This window comes from Pantoea sp. BR_17 (assembly GCF_041955125.1).
GTDB lineage: Bacteria > Pseudomonadota > Gammaproteobacteria > Enterobacterales > Enterobacteriaceae > Pantoea > Pantoea stewartii.
Genome location: NZ_JAVAXT010000008.1, coordinates 210286 through 228940, shown reverse-complemented (window position 1 = coordinate 228940; position 18655 = coordinate 210286). Strand labels below are relative to the sequence as shown.

General features: G+C 51.0%; 16 protein-coding genes and 1 pseudogene. 7 read left to right on the top strand and 10 right to left on the bottom strand.

Translation table 11 applies throughout. From position 1 onward, the window contains the following. Nucleotides 1–193: pseudogene (locus RAC60_RS14440) on the bottom strand (M20 peptidase family dipeptidase); the annotation flags it as partial. A 145-nt stretch (nucleotides 194–338) separates the two neighbouring features. Between RAC60_RS14440 and RAC60_RS14435 the strand changes: the two are divergent. Both RAC60_RS14435 and RAC60_RS14430 read left to right on the top strand, forming a co-directional pair. Then, nucleotides 339–1253, top strand: coding sequence for a LysR family transcriptional regulator (locus tag RAC60_RS14435; protein ID WP_205952278.1), 915 nt, complete (start codon nucleotides 339–341; stop codon nucleotides 1251–1253). Nucleotides 1254–1695: 442 nt separating this feature from the next. After that, on the top strand, nucleotides 1696–2058 hold the full coding sequence (locus RAC60_RS14430; RefSeq protein WP_006118252.1) for a hypothetical protein: 363 nt from the start codon (nucleotides 1696–1698) through the stop codon (nucleotides 2056–2058). Between the two features lie 131 nt (nucleotides 2059–2189). Here RAC60_RS14430 and RAC60_RS14425 read toward each other — a convergent pair whose 3' ends face one another. From RAC60_RS14425 to RAC60_RS14390, 8 genes are all read right to left on the bottom strand, one after another. Further along, entirely contained in the window at nucleotides 2190–3398 is a 1209-nt protein-coding gene (locus RAC60_RS14425) for an aldose 1-epimerase family protein (RefSeq protein ID WP_133745637.1), read from the bottom strand. Between the two features lie 294 nt (nucleotides 3399–3692). Continuing rightward, a complete protein-coding gene (locus tag RAC60_RS14420) occupies nucleotides 3693–4445 on the bottom strand; it encodes a DUF1868 domain-containing protein (RefSeq protein WP_375093944.1) in 753 nt (250 codons plus the stop codon). 467 nt (nucleotides 4446–4912) lie between these two features. After that, the gene (locus tag RAC60_RS14415; RefSeq protein WP_375093943.1) at nucleotides 4913–6199 is read right to left on the bottom strand and encodes a methyl-accepting chemotaxis protein; all 1287 of its coding nucleotides are present in this window, start codon (nucleotides 6197–6199) and stop codon (nucleotides 4913–4915) included. 757 nt (nucleotides 6200–6956) lie between these two features. Continuing rightward, nucleotides 6957–8243 carry a PAS domain-containing methyl-accepting chemotaxis protein gene (locus RAC60_RS14410; RefSeq protein ID WP_033739723.1) on the bottom strand — a complete coding sequence of 429 codons (1287 nt, stop codon included), beginning with the start codon at nucleotides 8241–8243 and terminating at the stop codon, nucleotides 6957–6959. A gap of 287 nt (nucleotides 8244–8530) precedes the next feature. Then, the gene (locus RAC60_RS14405) at nucleotides 8531–8926 is read right to left on the bottom strand and encodes a thioesterase family protein (protein WP_006118258.1); all 396 of its coding nucleotides are present in this window, start codon (nucleotides 8924–8926) and stop codon (nucleotides 8531–8533) included. Nucleotides 8927–9113: 187 nt separating this feature from the next. Further along, entirely contained in the window at nucleotides 9114–10691 is a 1578-nt protein-coding gene (locus RAC60_RS14400) for a methyl-accepting chemotaxis protein (protein WP_375093942.1), read from the bottom strand. 441 nt (nucleotides 10692–11132) lie between these two features. Then, nucleotides 11133–11798 carry a YfdX family protein gene (locus RAC60_RS14395; RefSeq protein WP_033739721.1) on the bottom strand — a complete coding sequence of 222 codons (666 nt, stop codon included), beginning with the start codon at nucleotides 11796–11798 and terminating at the stop codon, nucleotides 11133–11135. Between the two features lie 111 nt (nucleotides 11799–11909). Then, nucleotides 11910–12152 carry a hypothetical protein gene (locus tag RAC60_RS14390; RefSeq protein WP_058709068.1) on the bottom strand — a complete coding sequence of 81 codons (243 nt, stop codon included), beginning with the start codon at nucleotides 12150–12152 and terminating at the stop codon, nucleotides 11910–11912. A gap of 443 nt (nucleotides 12153–12595) precedes the next feature. On the opposite strand from RAC60_RS14390, the gene RAC60_RS14385 reads away from it, so the two are divergent. From RAC60_RS14385 to RAC60_RS14365, 5 genes are all read left to right on the top strand, one after another. Next, on the top strand, nucleotides 12596–13534 hold the full coding sequence (locus RAC60_RS14385; protein WP_205952274.1) for a sensor domain-containing diguanylate cyclase: 939 nt from the start codon (nucleotides 12596–12598) through the stop codon (nucleotides 13532–13534). A gap of 140 nt (nucleotides 13535–13674) precedes the next feature. Continuing rightward, nucleotides 13675–14505, top strand: coding sequence for an alpha/beta fold hydrolase (locus RAC60_RS14380; protein ID WP_006118263.1), 831 nt, complete (start codon nucleotides 13675–13677; stop codon nucleotides 14503–14505). Nucleotides 14506–15101: 596 nt separating this feature from the next. Then, nucleotides 15102–15266: a general stress protein gene (locus RAC60_RS14375; protein WP_006118264.1), complete on the top strand. Its 165-nt coding sequence runs from the start codon at nucleotides 15102–15104 to the stop codon at nucleotides 15264–15266. A 504-nt stretch (nucleotides 15267–15770) separates the two neighbouring features. Beyond that, complete coding sequence (locus RAC60_RS14370) at nucleotides 15771–16268, top strand: ferritin-like domain-containing protein (RefSeq protein ID WP_006118265.1); 498 nt, start codon at nucleotides 15771–15773, stop codon at nucleotides 16266–16268. Further along, a complete protein-coding gene (locus tag RAC60_RS14365; protein WP_033739715.1) occupies nucleotides 16265–16771 on the top strand; it encodes a ferritin-like domain-containing protein in 507 nt (168 codons plus the stop codon). The genes RAC60_RS14370 and RAC60_RS14365 overlap by 4 nt, the downstream gene beginning before the upstream one ends. 69 nt (nucleotides 16772–16840) lie before the next feature. Here the strand turns inward: RAC60_RS14365 and RAC60_RS14360 are convergent, their stop codons facing one another. Beyond that, nucleotides 16841–18499, bottom strand: coding sequence for an alpha,alpha-trehalase (locus tag RAC60_RS14360; protein WP_050504863.1), 1659 nt, complete (start codon nucleotides 18497–18499; stop codon nucleotides 16841–16843). Nucleotides 18500–18655 lie beyond the last annotated feature (156 nt).

The window sequence follows — 18655 nt, the reverse complement described above, 5'->3', positions numbered from 1 at the left end:
CAATAAAGTGCAGAGTAAAGCCCAGCGCGCGCAGCTGCGGCCCAATCTCATCGTGTAAATAGTGATGCAACTCGCCGTCGCGATCCTGGCGCTGGCTCTCGGTGCGCTGCGCCACGCGACGCGCCAGAATGCGTTGAAATTCCCCACTGTCGAACCAGGCGGTGGCCTGTTGTATGGCGTTTTGCGCTGTCATGTTTGCGTATCTTTTATGCGTATTATGTTGTCCCATCATTTCCGAAACGCTGCTTTGCCACAATTATCAATTTATCGAGTAAGATTTGCTTTTAAAGCAAAGCTAACCTGCCCGTTTTCGAGGCATGCACCAGCATGAGGCGCGCATGATCAGTAATGAAATCCGCTATTTCCTCGCCGTGGCGAATACGGGCTCGTTAAGTGCGGCGAGCGAACAGTTGTTTATTGCGGTGTCGGCTATCAGCCGTCAGATTCAGCGGCTGGAGACCCAGGTGGGCGTTCCGCTGTTTGAACGTCACGCTCGCGGGATGGTGCTGAATGAAGCCGGGGAGATTTTTGCCCACCATGTGCGCAAGAACATGCTGGATATGGACTATGCGCTGGCCGAGATCAAAGGGCTGAAAGCCGTGCGGCGCACGCTGATTCGGCTGGCCTGTACCGACGGGCTGGCCTTTACGTTGCTGCCGCGCATGATTGCCGACTTTCGCGAGACGAATCCCGGCATCCTCTTTGACATTAATGTCGCCAGCCCGCAGGGCGTGTCCGAACGAATACGCAGCGGCGAGTGCGACCTGGCGCTGCAGTTCAGTCTTCATGCCGAAACGGGCGTGGAAATTATCGGCTCCTGGCCTGCGCCGGTGTTGTTAGTGATGCATCAGAGCCACCCACTCGCCAGCGCGCCGCAGGTGACATTGCGTGAGATCAGTCCCTATCCGCTGGCACTGCCCCAGCAGAATACCACCGTGCGTCAGCTGTTTGAGCTGGCGAGCCATATGAGTGGCAACCTGATTGAGCCGGTGGTGACCTGCGATAATTTCTCTACCTTATTCCAGTTTCTGCTGCGTACGCCGTTGGCCATGACCATCTGTAGTGCCTTCAGCGTGCTACAGGAAGCCGAAGCGCATGGACTGGTGATGCGATCTGTCGACATCGATCAACTGAGCCAGCGCAATCTGCAACTGCAGGTGCCTTCTGGTCGGCCCCGCAGCGCCGCGCTGGAGATGTTTTTAGCGTTTGCGCGGCAGCAGTTAACGGCGCTTGAGGCACTCACGCAGCCCTGAGAGGCCGGATTATAAAGCGGTAGGTTCAGGTAGGGCTTCCCAGACGATAAGAGCGTTTCCGCTCAACGCCCTGCAAGCCCGCCTCTTTGCTCTGCAACGGCCACGATCCCCTGACGGATGACGAAAGCGCCGTGCGTTCACTTGCCTGGGCCGCTTCATTCTTCAGCCGTTTGATTACGTCATCAGGTTACGCACCCGCTGTGAAGGCAGACTGCGTTTTTCGGACTTCGCCTTATCGCTTTTCCGCTTTATCTGATCGCCAGTACGGCTGCGTTGTGGAGTAGTGTAAAGGACGTAAAAGGCTGTAAAAACGCGCGTTTTTAGCCTGTGACGCGCTTATCATTCCTGCCATACGTCACTGTCACTCAGTCGGAAGTTTGCCGATAAAACAGAAAACAGTGCACATACTGACCTGAACATTCATCTGCAAAGGAGAACCACCATGGATTCTTTCTTTCCTGAGGATGTCATTGATACCCTCAGTAAAACGTTCTGGCAGCGCGTCAGTGCGATGAAAGGGCTTATCGAACGTCACCAGAGTTTTCGTCTGCTGTGGTTTGGCGAGGCGCTGAAACGTAACCACAACTGGACCGATATCAGCGCGGAACAGGCCGTCAACCGCGTGATTAGCGAGAGTCAGGGGCTGCCGCTGGCGGAGGTCAGAAAAATGACCATCGCCCAAAAGTGGGTTGCACTGTCAACGGTGAGAAAGACGCTCTATTCACAACCGGATGGTAAAACGTTTCAGTGGCTGGTGGAGAAGAAGCTGGACGAGCTGGATAATCCCGGCCAGTTTTCAGCGTAACGCCATATTGCGTTCAGCGGCGTAATAAAAAACCTGTCCACGCTGTTCGCGTTAATATCAACTGGCCGGGGTTGCCCCCGGCTCTGTGATGAACAGCGAAACCTTACCGCTTTTGTGGCAGTAAACCGCGCTTATTCATTCGCGATCGGCGTCGAATTTTCCTCGATTTTGGTGTCGCCCTGAATCGCCTGAATCCGCTTCTCTACCGCATTGACCTGATCGCTGTTGTGCAACAGCGTGTAGGTCAGATCAAAGGTTGCACTCGCGCCCGGTGCCAGCTGTTTCACGCGCTTCTGCTCCCGTTCAATCGTGACCGGATAGGCATAGTTGGTGCCGGGCTCAATCCCGGTGACATAGCCTTGTTTAAGCGTGTCGGTATTCTTCCACAAGGTCAGCAGCGGCAACTGCTGAGTATCAAACTGAATGGACGCGCCTTTGTTGCCCGCTTTATTAACCACGGCGGCGACCGTCTGATGATCCTTGTCGGACAGCGGTTTGATGTTAAACACCATTTCATCGAAGTCTTTGGTTGGGCCTTGATAGGTCTGCCAGTTTTTCAGCCCCGCTTTGGCATAGTCATTGAACGGGCTGATGCCCGACATCGGGGCCATAAAGCGGGCACCTTCCTCCAGAATGGGCGTACTGAAGTTGCTGTGATAGATGATCTCGTAATCGTGCGGGTAATCGGAATGGTTGGTCAGCACGTCGTGCAGGCTGAACTGATTGCTGCCCGGCACATAACGCAATTCCGTCCACGTCTGCAGATCGGCTTTCTTAAACGTGCTCTCTTTGATCAAACCGCGAATACGGATTTCATGCGGGGCCGCATCCGCCACCTCGACTTCAAGCTGCGAGACCGGCGTGTTTCCGGCTTTGCCATGCAGCGTGTAGATACGGCCTTTGTCGTTCACCGGATGGCCGGTCCATTCGTAGCCACAACGCACCATCATTTCGTTGAATCCTTCCAGCCAGCCCAGGCCATTGCGGCTTTCAAGATTGATGAACGCCGGGTTTACCACCTCTTTAACGGGGGAATCCCAGCCCAGGCGGGTGCCGAATCCCTCTACGCGGAGCAGGTTCATACCGCGTGTCGGAATAAGCGTAATAGTCAGGCCATCCTGACTGCGGATGACCAGAAGCTTACTGCCTTCCTGCTTGCCGCCATGCAACACTTTCTGCTCAATGCTGAACGGTTTGCCCTGAATGTTCAGCTCGCTGCTGTTTATCTGCCAGTTTCCTTTGTCGGTGCCTTGTTCAGCACTCGTCAGCACCCAGGTTTTTGCAGATACCGAACCCGAAATCATTACGGCCAGCACCGTCAGTGCGAGTTTCGTCTTCATCGTTTACCTCTCTGGCTGAATCGTTTTTTCATTAGTGAGAGGAATTTACTGATTTGGGCTACGCGGAAACGTGATTTCTCTCACCTGCTGGAAAATCAGGCAGGATTAAGCGTGTTAGTGGGATGTTGCTCACATTTAAAATGCTTATTAATGCTGTTATGTCATCTTTTTATCGGCATAAACGCGAAAGCTGTAAACGTTTCAGCCACCACCGGTAAACCGTGGCTGGCGCGTAAAGTCAGGAATCAAAACAAAGGCGCGAAGCAGGGGCGTCGCGCTGCACAGTGAGGCGGATCAGGTCAGATAAAACTGTCGCTTGAAGGCAAACATATCATTCAGCAGGCAGTACTCGGGATTACCGAGCGTAATAACTGGCGCGCGCTGCGCGATCATCGTTTTCCAGTTCGCCAGTGAACGTCGCCAGGCGGCGTCTTCGTCATCGGTCAACGGCGCAACCTGATATCCCAGCGTGATATGAAACTGGTAGCGATCGTGGTCTGGTTCGCGAATGCCGGTGACCTCGGACAGCCGATCGCGTAAACGGCGCAACCGCGTCTCTGTCTCTGCATCCGCCGTTAACAGGCGCAGCGTTAACGGGGTTTCACGCGCAGACGGCGCCTCCGGATTGACGCGCATGTGGTAAGGCGAGGCATCCTCACCCAGTTTATATGTCCGCAGGCGTTCAGCCAGAATCCGGTCGCACTCGTCCATGGGCATGTCCAGCGGCAGCCCGGCAGGCCATAAGGGATAGCGTCTTGCCTTGTCGTTGGCTCCGCCGAAAACAGTCATGTGATAACTGGAGGGCGGCAGTGCGGTAACCTTCCTTGACCAGCTTTCGCCGGGTAATTCACGATAAACATCAAGCAGGGCATCGAAAAGTTCTGAGCCGTCACCTTGCTGCGGCAGATGGCAGATAATCGTGTTTCCTTTAAAGGGAAGAACCCGGCCATCTGCGTCAAACTTACGACCCACGTCGTTGGGGCGGTGTTCCGCACCGATGGCGAGGGAAGCGGCCAGACCGCCCAGGGTGGCAATCGTACCTTTCAACAGCCTTCTCCGTGTTGTCATCGAATAACCTCTGCATTTAGCCGGTTCCGACAAGGTCGGTAACGGGACCGTTTCCCCGCGCAACGCCACCCGTATCTGCGCGTGCTGTATTCCTGAGAAGCTGTTCTCATGCCTGACCGGGCTTAACAGGCAGGGGGGCTGTGATAAGGGGACAATAACGCGCATGCGCAGAAACAAAGAACCCGACGTCATCCTGCACGGTGATCCGCTCAGGGCGCTTCTCAACCGGGGAGCTTAGTGAAGATCTGTGACTAAAAAATGACTGAAGATGTATAACGAGCGAAAGAGGAATATCTGTTATGACTAAGCGGGCCGCAATGGCGCTTGCAGCACGCTTCATAACGCCCGATGCAGCGTCGTCGTGGCTTGTTCATCTGCGCGCTTTTTTCTGCTCGTCTGAGAAAGAAAAAGCCAGCGTACGCGCCGCTGGCATGACGTTTTCATGCTTATACATTGAGCCGGTTAATGACCGTCACGAATTCATTTACCCCGCGATTGATCTCCTGGAAACTGCGCGAGAGGTTGCTGATCTTATCGTTTTCAGTCGTAAGAAAGCGTCTGATTTCATCAAGCTGCCGGGACATGTTTTCAATGAGCGCGGTATTTTCTTCCACAACTTTCGTGATTTTAAGCGTCGCCTGCGACGTCGAAGCCGCCAGTCGCCGGACCTCCTCGGCCACCACGGCAAACCCACGTCCCGCTTCGCCTGCCCGCGCGGCCTCAATCGCCGCGTTTAACGCCAGAATATTGGTTTGTCCGGCGATGGTGTTGATCGTCGAAACAATTTCTTTTATGTCCATGGAAGAATGATTGAGTCTGTCGCCAATGTCTGCTGCCGCACCCACCTGTAACGACATGGATTCCGCATTGCGGATGGTCTCACCCAGGACATCATTGGCATTAAAGGTGATTTGCGACGTCTCTTCCGACGTTGTGACGGCAATGTCAGCGATCCGTTTGGCATTCTCTACGCGGTCGGTGATATCAGACGCCAGTTTAATAACCTTATAAACATGCCCGGAGGCATCTTTGACAGGGTTATAGCTGGCCTCCAGCCAGACGCGTTTTCCAGACGCTGTCACACGTTCAAAACGCCCTGTGAAAGCACGCCCCTGCTGAATCTTTTGCCAAAAATCAGGCTGCTCCTTATAAAATTCATCAAAGCAAAATATGCGATGATGTTTACCTTGAATGGCCTCAAGCTGATAGCCCATTAATTTCAGAAAATTGTTATTGGCGTCAATGACCTCACCCTGCGGTGTAAACTCAATCATGGCCATGGAGTTATTCAACGCGGTAATGATGGCTTCTTTATGCTTTAACGCTTCATGTTTATGCGTAATGTCGTTGGCAATTTTTATGATTTTTTTCACCGCACCGTGACGATCTTTCACAGGGAAATAGGTGGCGCTCAAATACAGCCGGCTGTGATTTTTGCGAAACCGCTCAAAGATACCGCTGAACGAGTGACCTGAGCCGAGTGTTTGCCAAAAGTGGGTATAGTCGCTGGAGTGCACAAATTCATCATCGCAGAACAGGCGATGATGCTGACCGGCGATCTCATTTAGCGTGTAGCCTGTCAGTTCGAGGAAAGGCGTGTTTGCCGTAATGATGCGACCGTCGGGCGTAAATTCAATCCAGCCGATGTTGGCTTTGATCGCCTGTGTATTGGTCTGGTCGTCCGCTAACCCCAGTGAAGCTTTACCAGGCATAAAACGTGTCAGGGCTAACATACTTCTCTCCATCTGATTCAGTGAAAGGGGCGTAAAGCGTCGGGCCTCGTGGCGGAGAGTTTGCTGTCTGATGGAAAGTAAAGCGTCCGGCCCGGGTCATTTAACTTATCGGCACAGGCCGGTTCATATTTAGAAATGTATTAAAAAAATTGATGCTTATCACAGTGACAGTCAGTGCACACAGATAACGAGCTACGTCTTCTGACAGACTGCCTGTAACAGTGAAAAGATGGCGAAAGCAGAAAAACAGCAGCCATGTGGCGGATTGCTTCCCGCTGCCAGACAGGACGGCAGATAAAAAAGCAGGATGAGCGGGGGCTTTTCCGGGCAGATGTCAGCGGCAACCGCTACAGCCCGGATAAGATTGTTAACCAGAGTTTGTCAAACGAGGTAAAAGAAGACATCAGGAGGGGTTATACAGTCAACATAAAATGTTTAGGGCTTGTTGCAGTGTAGGGACGTTTTTATGACAGGAAAGCGCGAATCAGCGAGAGCGAAGCCGATGGCAATGGCGTCGCCAGGCGTTTTCATGCACACCCGAGAACGCGCCTGCGATGGCGATGAGCCGGATTTTCTGTCAGGCAGGCATGTCGCCGCTGTGATACCCAGGCGCTGCATCACCACACGGCGGCGTCGACAGGCTGGCGGCAGCAGAAAAGGCTGACGCGCCAAACAATGACGCGCCCGTGTGTGGGGCGTAACCCTGACAATAAAACCGTATGCAGTGCCGTGAATCGCATCAATGCTGCCTGTGCCCTCAGACCTTCAGTCGATGAATCACCGTTACGAATTCGTTTACGCCGCTGAAAATTTCCTGAATGTTGTCGGACAGATGCGTGATTTTGTCGTTTTCTGTGGTAAGAAAGCTGTTAATGCCGTCGAGTTGCTGGTGCATATCGCCAATCAGGCTGGCATTTTCTTCGACCACCTTGCTGATTTTCTGCGTCGCCTGTGAGGTAGAAGCAGCAAGACGTCTGACTTCTTCTGCTACCACGGCAAAACCGCGTCCTGCTTCGCCTGCCCGTGCGGCTTCAATCGCAGCATTGAGCGCCAGGATATTGGTTTGTCCGGCAATGTTATGGATGGTTGAGACAATCTCTTTGATGTCTTTGGCTGAGTAATTCAGTTTGTCGCTGATTCCCGCTGCCGCAGCGACCTGCGAGGCCATCGATTCGGCGTTACGCACCGTCTGACTGAGAACATCATTGGCATTCACGGTGATGTGTGACGTTTTTTCAGACGTGGTCATGGCGATATCCGCCACATCCTGCGCCGTGACGACACGTTCGGTAATATCCGACGCCAGCTTAATCACTTTATAAACGTGTCCCGAGGCATCTTTCACCGGGTTGTAGTTGGCCTCAAGCCAGACGCGTTTTCCTGATGCTGTTACCCGTTCGAAGCGCCCGGTGAACGCGCGCCCCTGTTGAATTCTGTGCCAGAAGTCCGGGTTTTCTTTATAGAACGCGTCAAAACAGAACAGACGGTGATGTTTGCCCTGAATAGCGGCCAGATCGTACTCCATCAGCGTAAGGAAGTTTTTATTGGCATTAATGACCTCGCCCTGTGGCGTAAATTCAATCATGGCCATGGTGTTGTTCAGCGCCGTAATAATCGCTTCTTTATGCGTGAGTTCTTCATGCCGATCGGTAATGTCGTTAGCGATTTTGATAATTTTTTTGACCGTGCCGTGTTTATCTTTCACGGGGAAATAGTTAGCGCTTAAGTAGAGCAGGCTGTTGTCTTTGCGGTAGCGTTCGAAAATGCCGCTGAATGACTGGCCTGAGGCCAGGGTTTCCCAAAACAGGGCATATTCACGGGAGCGCACAAAATCAGGCTTACAGAACAGCCGATGGTGCTGACCGGTGATCTCACTGAGCTGGTAACCCGTTACGGCAAGGAAGGCCGGGTTAGCCGTGAGAATAATGCCCTCGGGCGTGAATTCAATCCAGCCGCTACAGGCCTGGATGGCCTGAATATTATTCTGATCATCCGAGGCGCTCCGCGCGTTTTTGCCGCGAAGTAAACGCATAAGGGAAAACATAGATCTCTCCAGATATCGCTGTAATAAGCTCGAAAGGTGATGACCGCGTAGTGGAGAGACAGCGACCCTGTTAAGGGGAAGTCGATCGGCTCGGGTCTACTTCGTTATCGGCATTGCGCATGTCATATTTAGGTCACATTTCAGCCACGGTGAGCGCACAGTGAGATGCGTCACGTTACAGGTGGTGGGCAAGGCAGGTACATCGACACAGGAGAGGACGTCTCGATCTCAACATGATGAGAATGTCGTGATCGAGCGTCGCGGTAATCAGGCGGAAAGCCGGCGCGTTAGTTTCCGGCGTCAGGTATGGCACTACGTAAAAAAGCCGGAATAACGGGACGCCCTTTTTCCAGACAGGTGCCGGTGAAAACCGCCTCAGCATAAACAACGTTATCAACCAAAATTTGCTGGACGAAATTAACGCGGTTACGCTTTTCGTTTGCCGCGAGTGCGCAGGTCACCTGCATCTCATCGCCTTTTTTCAGGCTCTTTTTAAAGCGAAGCGTATATTCAAGCAGCATATGGATACGGCCTTCGGCAAACTCCGCTTCCAGATCCACGCCAAGGTGTTCTTTCATAAACGCGTGGCGTGTCCATTCCATATAGAAGGGATAGTAAAGTCCGTCTACAACGCCCTGAAAATCGATATGCTTTTCGTCAACCTGATACGTTTTGCTAAACATAGTATGGCCACTGATAAGTGAGGGAAGGCCCACTTTAGTCGGCATGGCTGTTTTTTTAAACGGCTTTTTTCAGGCGACAGAGGAAGGTGAGTGATTCACGCTAACAGTAAAATCGGCACGCGCCAGAATCATCCAGACACGTGCCGGGTGGGCTTTACATCATGCCGCAGCTAAACACCGAGGCTGTTTAGCGCAGCACAGCGGCTGGCTGGTGTCGGTCAATACGGAAAATGGACACGGCATTACGTAACAGGGTCGTTTGTTCCACCATGCCCTGGGCCGCAGAGGAGACCTGCTGCACCAGCGCGGCGTTCTGCTGGGTGACCTGGTCCATTTGGCTGACGGCAATGCTGACCTGCCCGATACCGTTGCTTTGCTCATCCGACGCAATGGTGATTTCGCCCATAATGGTCGTCACGCCCTGTACGGATTTCACGATCTCCTCCATCGTGTTACCTGCCTGTTTCGCCAGGCCCGAACCTTTCGCCACGTGTTCAACCGACTGGGTGATCAAATCTTTGATTTCTTTAGCCGCGGTAGAGCTGCGTAAGGCGAGCGAACGCACTTCTCCGGCAACCACCGCAAATCCGCGTCCGCCTTCGCCAGCCCGTGCGGCTTCAACGGCGGCGTTCAGGGCCAGAATATTCGTCTGGAATGCAATCCCTTCAATGACAGAGATAATCTCGGCCACTTTGCCTGAGCTTTCAGAAATAGAGCGCATCGTTTCGACAACCTGTTTCACCACATCTCCCCCCTGCTGGGCAACGTGCGAAGTGGTATCCGCCTGAGAATTTGCCTGACGGGCGTTATCGGTATTTTGACGGACGGTAGCGGTCAGCTCCTCCATACTCGCGGCCGTTTGTTCCAGTGCGGCAGCCTGCTCTTCAGTGCGCTGAGCCAGGTCAATATTGCCCTGGGCGATTTCGCTCGCTGAGTTATTGATCAGTTCCGCAGAGGACTGAATGCCACTCACAATGGTGACCAACTGTTGGCGCATGGCTTCCAGCGAGGCCATCAGGCTGCCCTGGCCTTTAAGCGGCACAGCAATATCTACCGTCAGGTTACCCTGGGCAATCATGCCAGCAATATCGGCAGCCGCTTTGGGTTCGCCGCCCAGTGCGCGAACGATACTGCGTGTAATGATGGTGCCCAGCACCAACGAGAGCAGGATGGTGGTTAACCCGGCCAGACTGAGCGTCATTTTCGTGGCAAAGGCCAGGCTGTTTACGTCGTCAGAGCGCGTAGCCAGCAGCGACGATTCTGCGTTGTTGAAATCGGCGGCGACGGCGCGGTAGCGATCCATAAAGGCTTTATCACGCCCTTCCTGAAAAAAATGCGTCAGGGCTTCGAGCGGTTGTTGTCCACCATTAACCTGACGACGCAATGCGATTAGCTGATCGTCAATGGCCTGGACGCTGTTGTGCAGGTCAAGTAATGACGTCAGTCTTTGCTGTTGACTGGCATTATCTGCCGTCATGGTGCGGAGCTGATTATATTTCTGGTCGAACGCCGTTTTGCCTGCGTTGAACGGTGCCAGGAAGGCTTCATTACCGGAGATGACAAATCCCCGCACGCCCGTTTCCATATTAACCATGTCAGTTAACATGCTGTCGCTCAGACTCATCACCTTATAACTGTGAATATTCCAGCTATTGGCCTGCCGTAGCTTGAGAAAGTTAATAATCGACAAGCTGCTGCCTATTAATGACACAAGAACGATGATGCCGAACGCGAACGCGATTTTGCGGCCTGTTGTGATTTTCATGTTGATTCCCCGTTTAGTAATTTTTTTATTTTTGTAATAACAACCCTTGCTTTTCGAGTATCGGCAACAAAGGAAGGCAGTTTATGAAAGCGAAGCCGTTTTTTAAAAAAAAGTTTAAAAACTATCCTTAAGTTTAGTAAAAAGTTAATTTCCTGAGTTATCTATAGTATTCGATAGAAAGGACGAGATTAGCGTAAGGTGTATAAATAAACTGAAAATAAAAGTGATAATGAAAAGGAGATGCGGGGGATTTGTGTTAAGTGAGCGTAGTCGCTGGAGTGGGGAGAAAAAAATGGATGATAATCAGGCCGTATCATTGTGCGCTTGATATCTGAACGGATTAAATAAGGTTGACGCTTTCATCTCACCTTATCGATGAAATGAAAGCGGCCTTATTGTTAAACATCGTCATCGTGTATTTAATGTCACGCTTATTGATAATTACGAGCCTTTATTACTCTGTGATGCACTGGCACCGGTCTGTGAGTGATGCAGGGTCGGGCTCACAGGCAGTTCAGAATAAGTTTGCGTATCGTAAATCACGCCTTCTTCTGCGGATTTCAGCAGCATGCCTGCCTGGTAGTATTTATCCTGTTTCATTAAAGCAAGGGCATTTGAAACATCATTTTCTGTTTGTTGTAGCGGCATCAGTTCCTGCGTTTCAGTGACGGCTACGCCAGCCAGCTTCAGCGCATCAAGCGCACCTTGCTTATCACCTGCTTTAATATGCTGATTGGCTTTATCGATCGCGTCATTTTTCTGTTTTGATAGCTGGTAATCTTCCGACACGGATACATCGGAGCCGATGCGAATATAATTATCTCCCGTCATCGGGGCTTTTTTGTCATAGCGAATATACTTTGTCCAGTCCACACTATTATCTTTCAAATAAGTGTCAGCCTGAGTCGCCAGCGCTTTTGCTTGTTGAGTTTGGCCATTAAATAATGCGTTGCGTGAAAGTTGAATATCATTCATGGCCTGCGCGGCCTGGGCCGAAATGACTTCATTATTTAATGTATGGCTGTCTTTAAAGGACTCAGCGGCCGCAGCGCCACCAGTAAACACTAATACGGCTACAATCATTGAGCTAATAATCATCTTTTTCATGATATTTATCCTCTGTATTTATGCATCCGAAAGGTGCTAACGTCATTGATTACATCTGTAGTGTTCATTTACCAGGACTGTCTTTTTCGAAAAAGCAATAACACTGCGTTGTCAGACAAATGCAACGCCGCTGTTTTTGCTGTTTGGGAAACAGTTATCCAGAATGGCATTCTTTACGCAAAAATAATGAGGTGAAACGGCGTTGAAAACATAATCCGCCTGCGAAATGTCCGGGCTGTTTTTTGAGAAAAACATATCGCCAACAAACAGGGCGTCGGTCAGATGTGAATCCTGGCGTGAATAATCACTTTTACACAGGTTACCGTGGTAAGAAAGCAGAAGGGGCAGAGCCATGATGTTATCTCCTTGATGTCGTCTTGACGTCTTTACTTAACACCCGGAGGATATTTAATTGTAATTATGAGTTTGCAGAAAAATGTCACTGTTACAATTGCATGGTTTTTTTATCATTTTAATTCAATGGCTTGCGAATCAGTGTTTGTTACATCTTACCGCTTCTTTAAAAAACCTGAGTTTTCTATAGAAGAAAGCGTACAGGCTGACAGTCGGGTTATAAAAGAAGCCACATCAGCCGCGCCGTCGTTGATCACTCTCTGTGCAAGATAATCATTCAGCGCGCTGTCACTGAGCGTCTGCCGTATGCTGGTTCTGATGCGGCTAAGCGTGGTTAATTCTGAACGGGTTGACTTTATCCCTGTCTCATCGTGTTTTGAACATGTTGCTTTACAGTGCGCATGGCAATGGCAAAATAGCCTTTTCCCTTTCCCGCTATCGATATGTCTGAAGATGCCCTGCGGCAGCAAATTGCGAATTTAAAAAAACACAATGCGCGATTAAGGCGTATTGCGCATGATGCCCGCGATAAATTGGGTGCTGCGCTGGACGGCACGGGCCTGTGCTTGTGGCAACTGGATATTCCCTCGGGCAAGTTGGTTATTTTTAACCGCCGATGGGGATCTATGCTGGGTTTTCAGCCTAAAGAAACGGATGCCCATTTTGATGTCTGGAAATCCTGCCTGCATCCTGAGGATGCCGCAGATGTTCTGAAGGCGTTCTATGACCATATCGAGGGCAAAGCACCCTTCTATGAAGCCTTACATCGGATGATTGGTAAAACAGGAAAAATTACGTGGGTGCTGGACCGGGGCCGCGTCAGTGAAAGAGACGAGCAGGGCAGACCGATCAAAGTGACGGGCACGCACATTGATATGACCAAAGAGAAACAGTACGAAGCGCAACTGGCTTCACTGGCAATGCACGATCCCCTGACGCAATTAACCAACCGGCATGCGTTGATCAATCATTTTCGCGATATGAAGAAAAAGGCATTATGTATTGCCTTTATTGATTTAGATAATTTTAAGCATGTCAACGACACGTTAGGGCATCGCAGTGGCGACGAAGTCCTGATTCAACTTAGTCTGCGCTTTATCGCAGCCTGCCCACCAGGTGTCATTATTGGGCGACTGGGCGGCGATGAGTTTGTTTTACTGATTCCGCTCGCGTTAACCCATCCACTCACGAAGAGGCTCACGCACGCCTGTCTTAATGCTGCCCTGCAACCTTTTGAGCTGGCCAACGGTACTGCCGTCATTGGCGCATCCATTGGGGTTGTTCAGGTTGAGGAGCCAGAAAACTTTGACAGTGCGCTTGCCCGTGCTGATGAGGCGATGTACCGCATCAAAAAAAACGGTAAACGCGGTGTAGCGTTGTAAAAACGCGTTTTTTCTGCTTCTGGTTTGACCATCGGTTTCCCTCTGCCATGCTTGACAGGTAGTGCCGCGCGCCGGAACATCGCTGAGCTTCTCAGACGATGGCCGGAAGCGTCATCACCTTCATCCATAGCGAGGCGTTTATGAGTCTGTTTAAAAGCAAAGATGGATTTAACCTCTACTACAAAGACTGGGGCAAAGGGCAGCCGGTACTGTTTAGCCATGGCTGGCCGCTGGACGCGGATATGTGGGATAGCCAGCTCAACTTCCTTGCCGAACGCGGCTATCGGGTTATTGCTTTTGACCGGCGCGGTTTTGGACGTTCCGACCAGCCATGGGAAGGATACGACTACGATACGTTTGCTGACGACATTCATAGCCTGATCACACATTTACAGCTCAAGGATGTCACGCTGGTCGGGTTCTCAATGGGCGGCGGCGACGTATCGCGTTATATTGGAAAATATGGCACGGGCAACGTTAAAGGGCTGGTTCTGTTAGGCGCAGTCACGCCCGTGTTTGGTAAGAAAGACGATCATCCCGAAGGCGTAGAGAAATCGGTTTTCGACGATATCAAACAGGGACTGCTTGACGACAGAGCGCAGTTTATTAAGGATTTTGCCGCCCCCTTTTATGGCACCAATGCTGGCCAGTCAGTATCCGAGGGCGTATTGACGCAGACGTTAAACATGGCCCTGCTGGCATCGCTCAAGGGAACGCTGGACTGTGTTACCGCTTTTTCTGAAACCGACTTTCGCGCGGATCTCGCTCGCGTTGATGTGCCCACCTTAATCATTCATGGCAGCCATGATCAGATCGTCCCGTTCGAGGCAACCGGAAAGCTGGCCCATGAACTGATTACGGGTTCAGAGCTCAAGATCTACGATCAGGGGCCTCATGGATTCGCTGTCACGCATCAGGCTCAGCTCAACAACGATTTACTCGCCTTCCTGCAAAACAGCAGGGCAGAATAGTCCGAAAAAAACGCCCGTCAGGGCGTTTTTATTTTTATTGCCGCTTCGCTTGCCTGAAATGTGATGAGCGGTATTTCTTCCGCTTGTGAGAAGTGCCATTTTACTAATTGTCGCCTGCCTGGTCATTTTATGATCTTTTCTTTCTCTTCATTCTAATAAACGAGACGTTTACCGCTTCGCTTATTTTTGCATGTTGCAAACCCTGCCGTAATGAATTCGATTTTATCGCGCTTAGTTAAATAGATCATTTATTGATCATATTGACGATAGGCAATGTCACCTGGCCGTCCCTGTGCTGCGATTGAAAATAAAATCAGTGTGGACTTTTTAATAAATAGATCGATTAATAGAGCCTTAGAGGAGCGTTTTCATTAAAGTTTTCGCCAGGAGCGTTAAACTAGAGTTTCCTCGAAAAATAGTTTCATCACTAAAGAATTAACTGGATGTACAAATAAGGTATATGTATCTGCCTTTGTGAGTATCGTGGCCGTCATGCTTGATTAGGTGATTTTTACAGCTACATTTGTTTGTGCACCCTTTAGTTGATGCAACTTCCACTGTGCTATTTCAATAATTAAACTTGCGGAGAACACAGAATGACTCAATATCGTGGTGGGGCCGGTAATTTCGCTGCAGACAAAGAGAGAGCAGCAGAAGCAGGCCGTAAAGGCGGACAAAACAGCGGTGGGAATTTCAAAAACGATCCCCAGCGAGCTATTGAGGCGGGGCGTAAGGGAGGTAAGGTCAGTCGAAGGAGTTAATTCAATATTAACAAGGGGTTAGCTATTTAAACTGAAACCTTCAGTGAAGCTGACTTCTACTCAATATATAAACTTCGCTGTTTAATCCATGAAATAAACCACCTCTGGTTTAGGATTTGGTCAATCTTGCCGGAAAGGATATTCCTTTCCGGTTTTTTTATTGCTGCTTTTCCGGTCAACGCACGGCTGTCTGAACGAAAAAATGAAATCCGGGTTCACCAGGTGAAACGCCTCTATTTTAACTGAAGGTTAACTTGTACGGTTTTTGCTAATTCTGTACAGGTTTGTCTTAATTGAGGTGAGGCGGAGCATTTATCAAAATAACTCATTTTGAGTAAAGTACTGGTAATTAATGGAAAAAGGCATTTTCAATGCTACTTTAAAATCTGAATTAAACGGAGCCGAATGCATTCTTCGTTAAATAGTCTAAGGTTAGTGAGTACATTGTCACTGGCGCTGCATTAAAAAATAGTGGCGTAGCCGTTCAATTAATGAGGCTCTTTTATGACTGTCAAAACGTTAAACGATCTCTTTATCCATGACTTGTCCGATGTTTACAGTGCGGAAAAACAAATCGCGAGAGCACTGCCTAAAATGGCGCGTGCGGCAAGTGATGAAAATCTTATCGCTGCGTTTAATCAGCATCTCGAAGAGACACGCGGGCAAATCGAACGTCTGGACGAATTAGTCGACGTTACGCCTGAAGTGAAAATCAAGCGAATGAAATGCCATGCCCTGGAAGGCCTGGTAGAAGAAGCCCAGGAAATTATTGAGTCTGTTGAAAAGGGTGAAGTACGCGATCAGGGATTGATCGGGGCGGCGCAGAAGGTCGAGCATTATGAAATTGCGACCTACGGTACGCTGCACGCGCTGGCCTCAAAGCTGGGTTATACCAAAGCCGCGAAGCTGCTGGCCCAAACCCTTGCGGAGGAAAAGCAGACAGATGAAAAACTGACCAGCGTTGCACAGACCATCAGTTCGGCTGAAGGAGTCGCGAAATGACAGCCATTGAAAACTATCATGACTGGTTGCGTGACGCGCATGCCATGGAGAAGCAGGCCGAGAGCATGTTGAGCAAAATGGCGGGTCGTCTGGAGCATTATCCCGCTCTGGAGCAGCGCCTTGCCCAGCATCTGGATGAAACTAAGCATCAGCTTACTCTGCTTGAACAACTGTTGGATCGCCACGGCATTGACCATTCCATTATGAAAGACGTGATGGGCAAAATGGCCGCCACAGGACAGGCGATTGGCGGCATGTTTACTTCTGACGAAGTCGTCAAAGGCGCGATGAGCGGCTATGTGTTCGAAAACGCGGAAATCGCCAGCTACACCAGCCTGATCGCGGCTGCCGAGCAGGTCGGCGACAGTGATGGCGTCAGAGTCCTGACCGAAATTCGCGATCAGGAAATTGCGATGGCCGAATGGCTGTTCACGCATCTGCCGGAAGTCACTCAGCAGTTCCTGCAGCGCTCTGCGGCGCCAGGCGTTGAAGCGAAAAAGTAAGTTCTCTACAGAGAAATCGCCAGAAAAAAGCCGGGAACGTTTCCCGGCTTTTTGTGCCTGCGACACAGATTAATCCATCATCATATGGCCATACATTGCCATCAGCCGACGGGTTACGCCGTTTGTCCAGCCAAAGCCGTCCTGCAGAGGATATTCACCGCCGCCACCGGGACGCGCGCGGTCACCGCTGATATCGTACTTCTCGACCAGTTTATGGTGTAACTGGTAGAAGTTATTCACGGTTGTCAGCCAGTTCACGGCGATTTCGCTCGCCAGGGTTTCTTCGCCGTAGTTATTCAGGCCCACCACCGCCATCCACTGCATAGGCGCCCAGCCGTTAGGTTTATCCCACTGTTCGCCGCTTTCCACCATAGAGGTCAGCAGCCCGCCATTGCTGAGCAGCAGATGGCGCAGCGCGATAGCCTGTAAATGCGCCTGATAAGGCGTTGCCAGTCCGACGAAGAGCGGCACTACCGCAGCGGCGGTGAACGCGCCAAAGCGGGCGCGGCGCCAGTCATAATCCCGGAAAACGCCTGCGGTACTGTCCCACAGGTAACGGGTAATGGCACGTTTGCGGGCGTCAGCCTTATTCTGCCAGGCCAGCGCAGTCAGCTCTTCGCCTTTAACGTGAGACAACGTCGCAATCATCAGCTCAAGCTTGTACAAAAACGCATTGAGATCGATCGGGATAAACTGCGTTGTACGGATGCTCGACAGACGTTTTGGATTACGCAGCCAGCGTGATGAATAGTCCCAGCCTGACGCGGCACCCGCGCGCAGATCGCGGTAAACTTCGCTTGCCGGACGCTTAGAATGACGCGCTGTTTCGATGTCCTCGATCCAGGATTCATCACGCGGTGTGTCGCGGTCGTCCCAGTAACGATTCAGAAGCGAGCCGTTCGGCATCCGGACCACATGGCGATAAGCCTGGTTGGGCATCAGTGAGCCGGCGCCATCCATCCAGAACTGATACTCTTTCATCAGCTGATCCAGATAGCGCTGTGAGCCTTGCACGCCGTCCTCTTCGAACAGTTCCACCATCAGCGCAAACACAGGTGGCTGTGAGCGGCTCAGATAATAAGTACGGTTCCCGTTCGGAATGTGCCCGTAGTTATCAATCAGCCAGGCAAAGTTGTCGGCCATATGACGTAACAAATCGTCACGCCCTGATTCCGCCAGGCCGAGCATCGTGAAATACGAGTCCCAGTAATAGGTTTCGCCAAAACGACCACCGGGCACGACATAAGGTTTAGGCAACGGCAGCAACGACGAATGCGGCATATGCTGCTGCGGCATCTTGGTAAGAACCGGCCACAGATCGTCGATGTGCTCGTTAAGCGTTTTGTCAGGGTTCGAAACGTAGAAGCTTTCGTTGATGCCTGGCATGTAGAAATGGTCGGCAACGAAACGCGCCAGATCGAAGTCCTTGCTGCGCTTCTGACGGCGGTAACGCATCAGCACATCAAGCGGATCGTATTTGGGCGAGCAGTCAGGGAACGTTTTGCTGTCCTCGAAGATGCCCGACATCTGAACGGCCTCGAAAAGCTCAAGATAGCGATCGGCAGGCGTCAACGCATCCGGGGCAGGCAGACCTTCGATCAGCTCTGGCTCGGGTTCAGAATCCTGCATGCGCTCCAGCTTCAGTTCATGGGGATCGTATTGATACTCAACTTCCGCCCCGGCACGATTCTCTTCGAATGCATTGAGTTGCTGGCGATAAGTATTAATAACGGCCTCCTGAGCGAACGGGGTTGCACAAAAAGGAAATTATAGACCTCTCGCAGGCAGGAACAACAATGCAGATTGTCTATGAACGTAATAAAAATTGTCTATTAATCGTATAGATTGAATAAAACACAGACAATTCAACCGAATATCTCGACT

What these genes read in the sequence shown, in the direction of transcription:
- RAC60_RS14435 (WP_205952278.1), top strand. Translation starts at nt 339, where the DNA reads ATGATCAGTAATGAAATCCGCTATTTCCTCGCCGTGGCGAATACGGGC.
- RAC60_RS14430 (WP_006118252.1), top strand. Translation starts at nt 1,696, where the DNA reads ATGGATTCTTTCTTTCCTGAGGATGTCATTGATACCCTCAGTAAAACG.
- RAC60_RS14425 (WP_133745637.1), bottom strand. Translation starts at nt 3,398, where the DNA reads ATGAAGACGAAACTCGCACTGACGGTGCTGGCCGTAATGATTTCGGGT.
- RAC60_RS14415 (WP_375093943.1), bottom strand. Translation starts at nt 6,199, where the DNA reads ATGTTAGCCCTGACACGTTTTATGCCTGGTAAAGCTTCACTGGGGTTA.
- RAC60_RS14410 (WP_033739723.1), bottom strand. Translation starts at nt 8,243, where the DNA reads ATGTTTTCCCTTATGCGTTTACTTCGCGGCAAAAACGCGCGGAGCGCC.
- RAC60_RS14405 (WP_006118258.1), bottom strand. Translation starts at nt 8,926, where the DNA reads ATGTTTAGCAAAACGTATCAGGTTGACGAAAAGCATATCGATTTTCAG.
- RAC60_RS14400 (WP_375093942.1), bottom strand. Translation starts at nt 10,691, where the DNA reads ATGAAAATCACAACAGGCCGCAAAATCGCGTTCGCGTTCGGCATCATC.
- RAC60_RS14395 (WP_033739721.1), bottom strand. Translation starts at nt 11,798, where the DNA reads ATGAAAAAGATGATTATTAGCTCAATGATTGTAGCCGTATTAGTGTTT.
- RAC60_RS14390 (WP_058709068.1), bottom strand. Translation starts at nt 12,152, where the DNA reads ATGGCTCTGCCCCTTCTGCTTTCTTACCACGGTAACCTGTGTAAAAGT.
- RAC60_RS14385 (WP_205952274.1), top strand. Translation starts at nt 12,596, where the DNA reads ATGTCTGAAGATGCCCTGCGGCAGCAAATTGCGAATTTAAAAAAACAC.
- RAC60_RS14380 (WP_006118263.1), top strand. Translation starts at nt 13,675, where the DNA reads ATGAGTCTGTTTAAAAGCAAAGATGGATTTAACCTCTACTACAAAGAC.
- RAC60_RS14375 (WP_006118264.1), top strand. Translation starts at nt 15,102, where the DNA reads ATGACTCAATATCGTGGTGGGGCCGGTAATTTCGCTGCAGACAAAGAG.
- RAC60_RS14370 (WP_006118265.1), top strand. Translation starts at nt 15,771, where the DNA reads ATGACTGTCAAAACGTTAAACGATCTCTTTATCCATGACTTGTCCGAT.
- RAC60_RS14365 (WP_033739715.1), top strand. Translation starts at nt 16,265, where the DNA reads ATGACAGCCATTGAAAACTATCATGACTGGTTGCGTGACGCGCATGCC.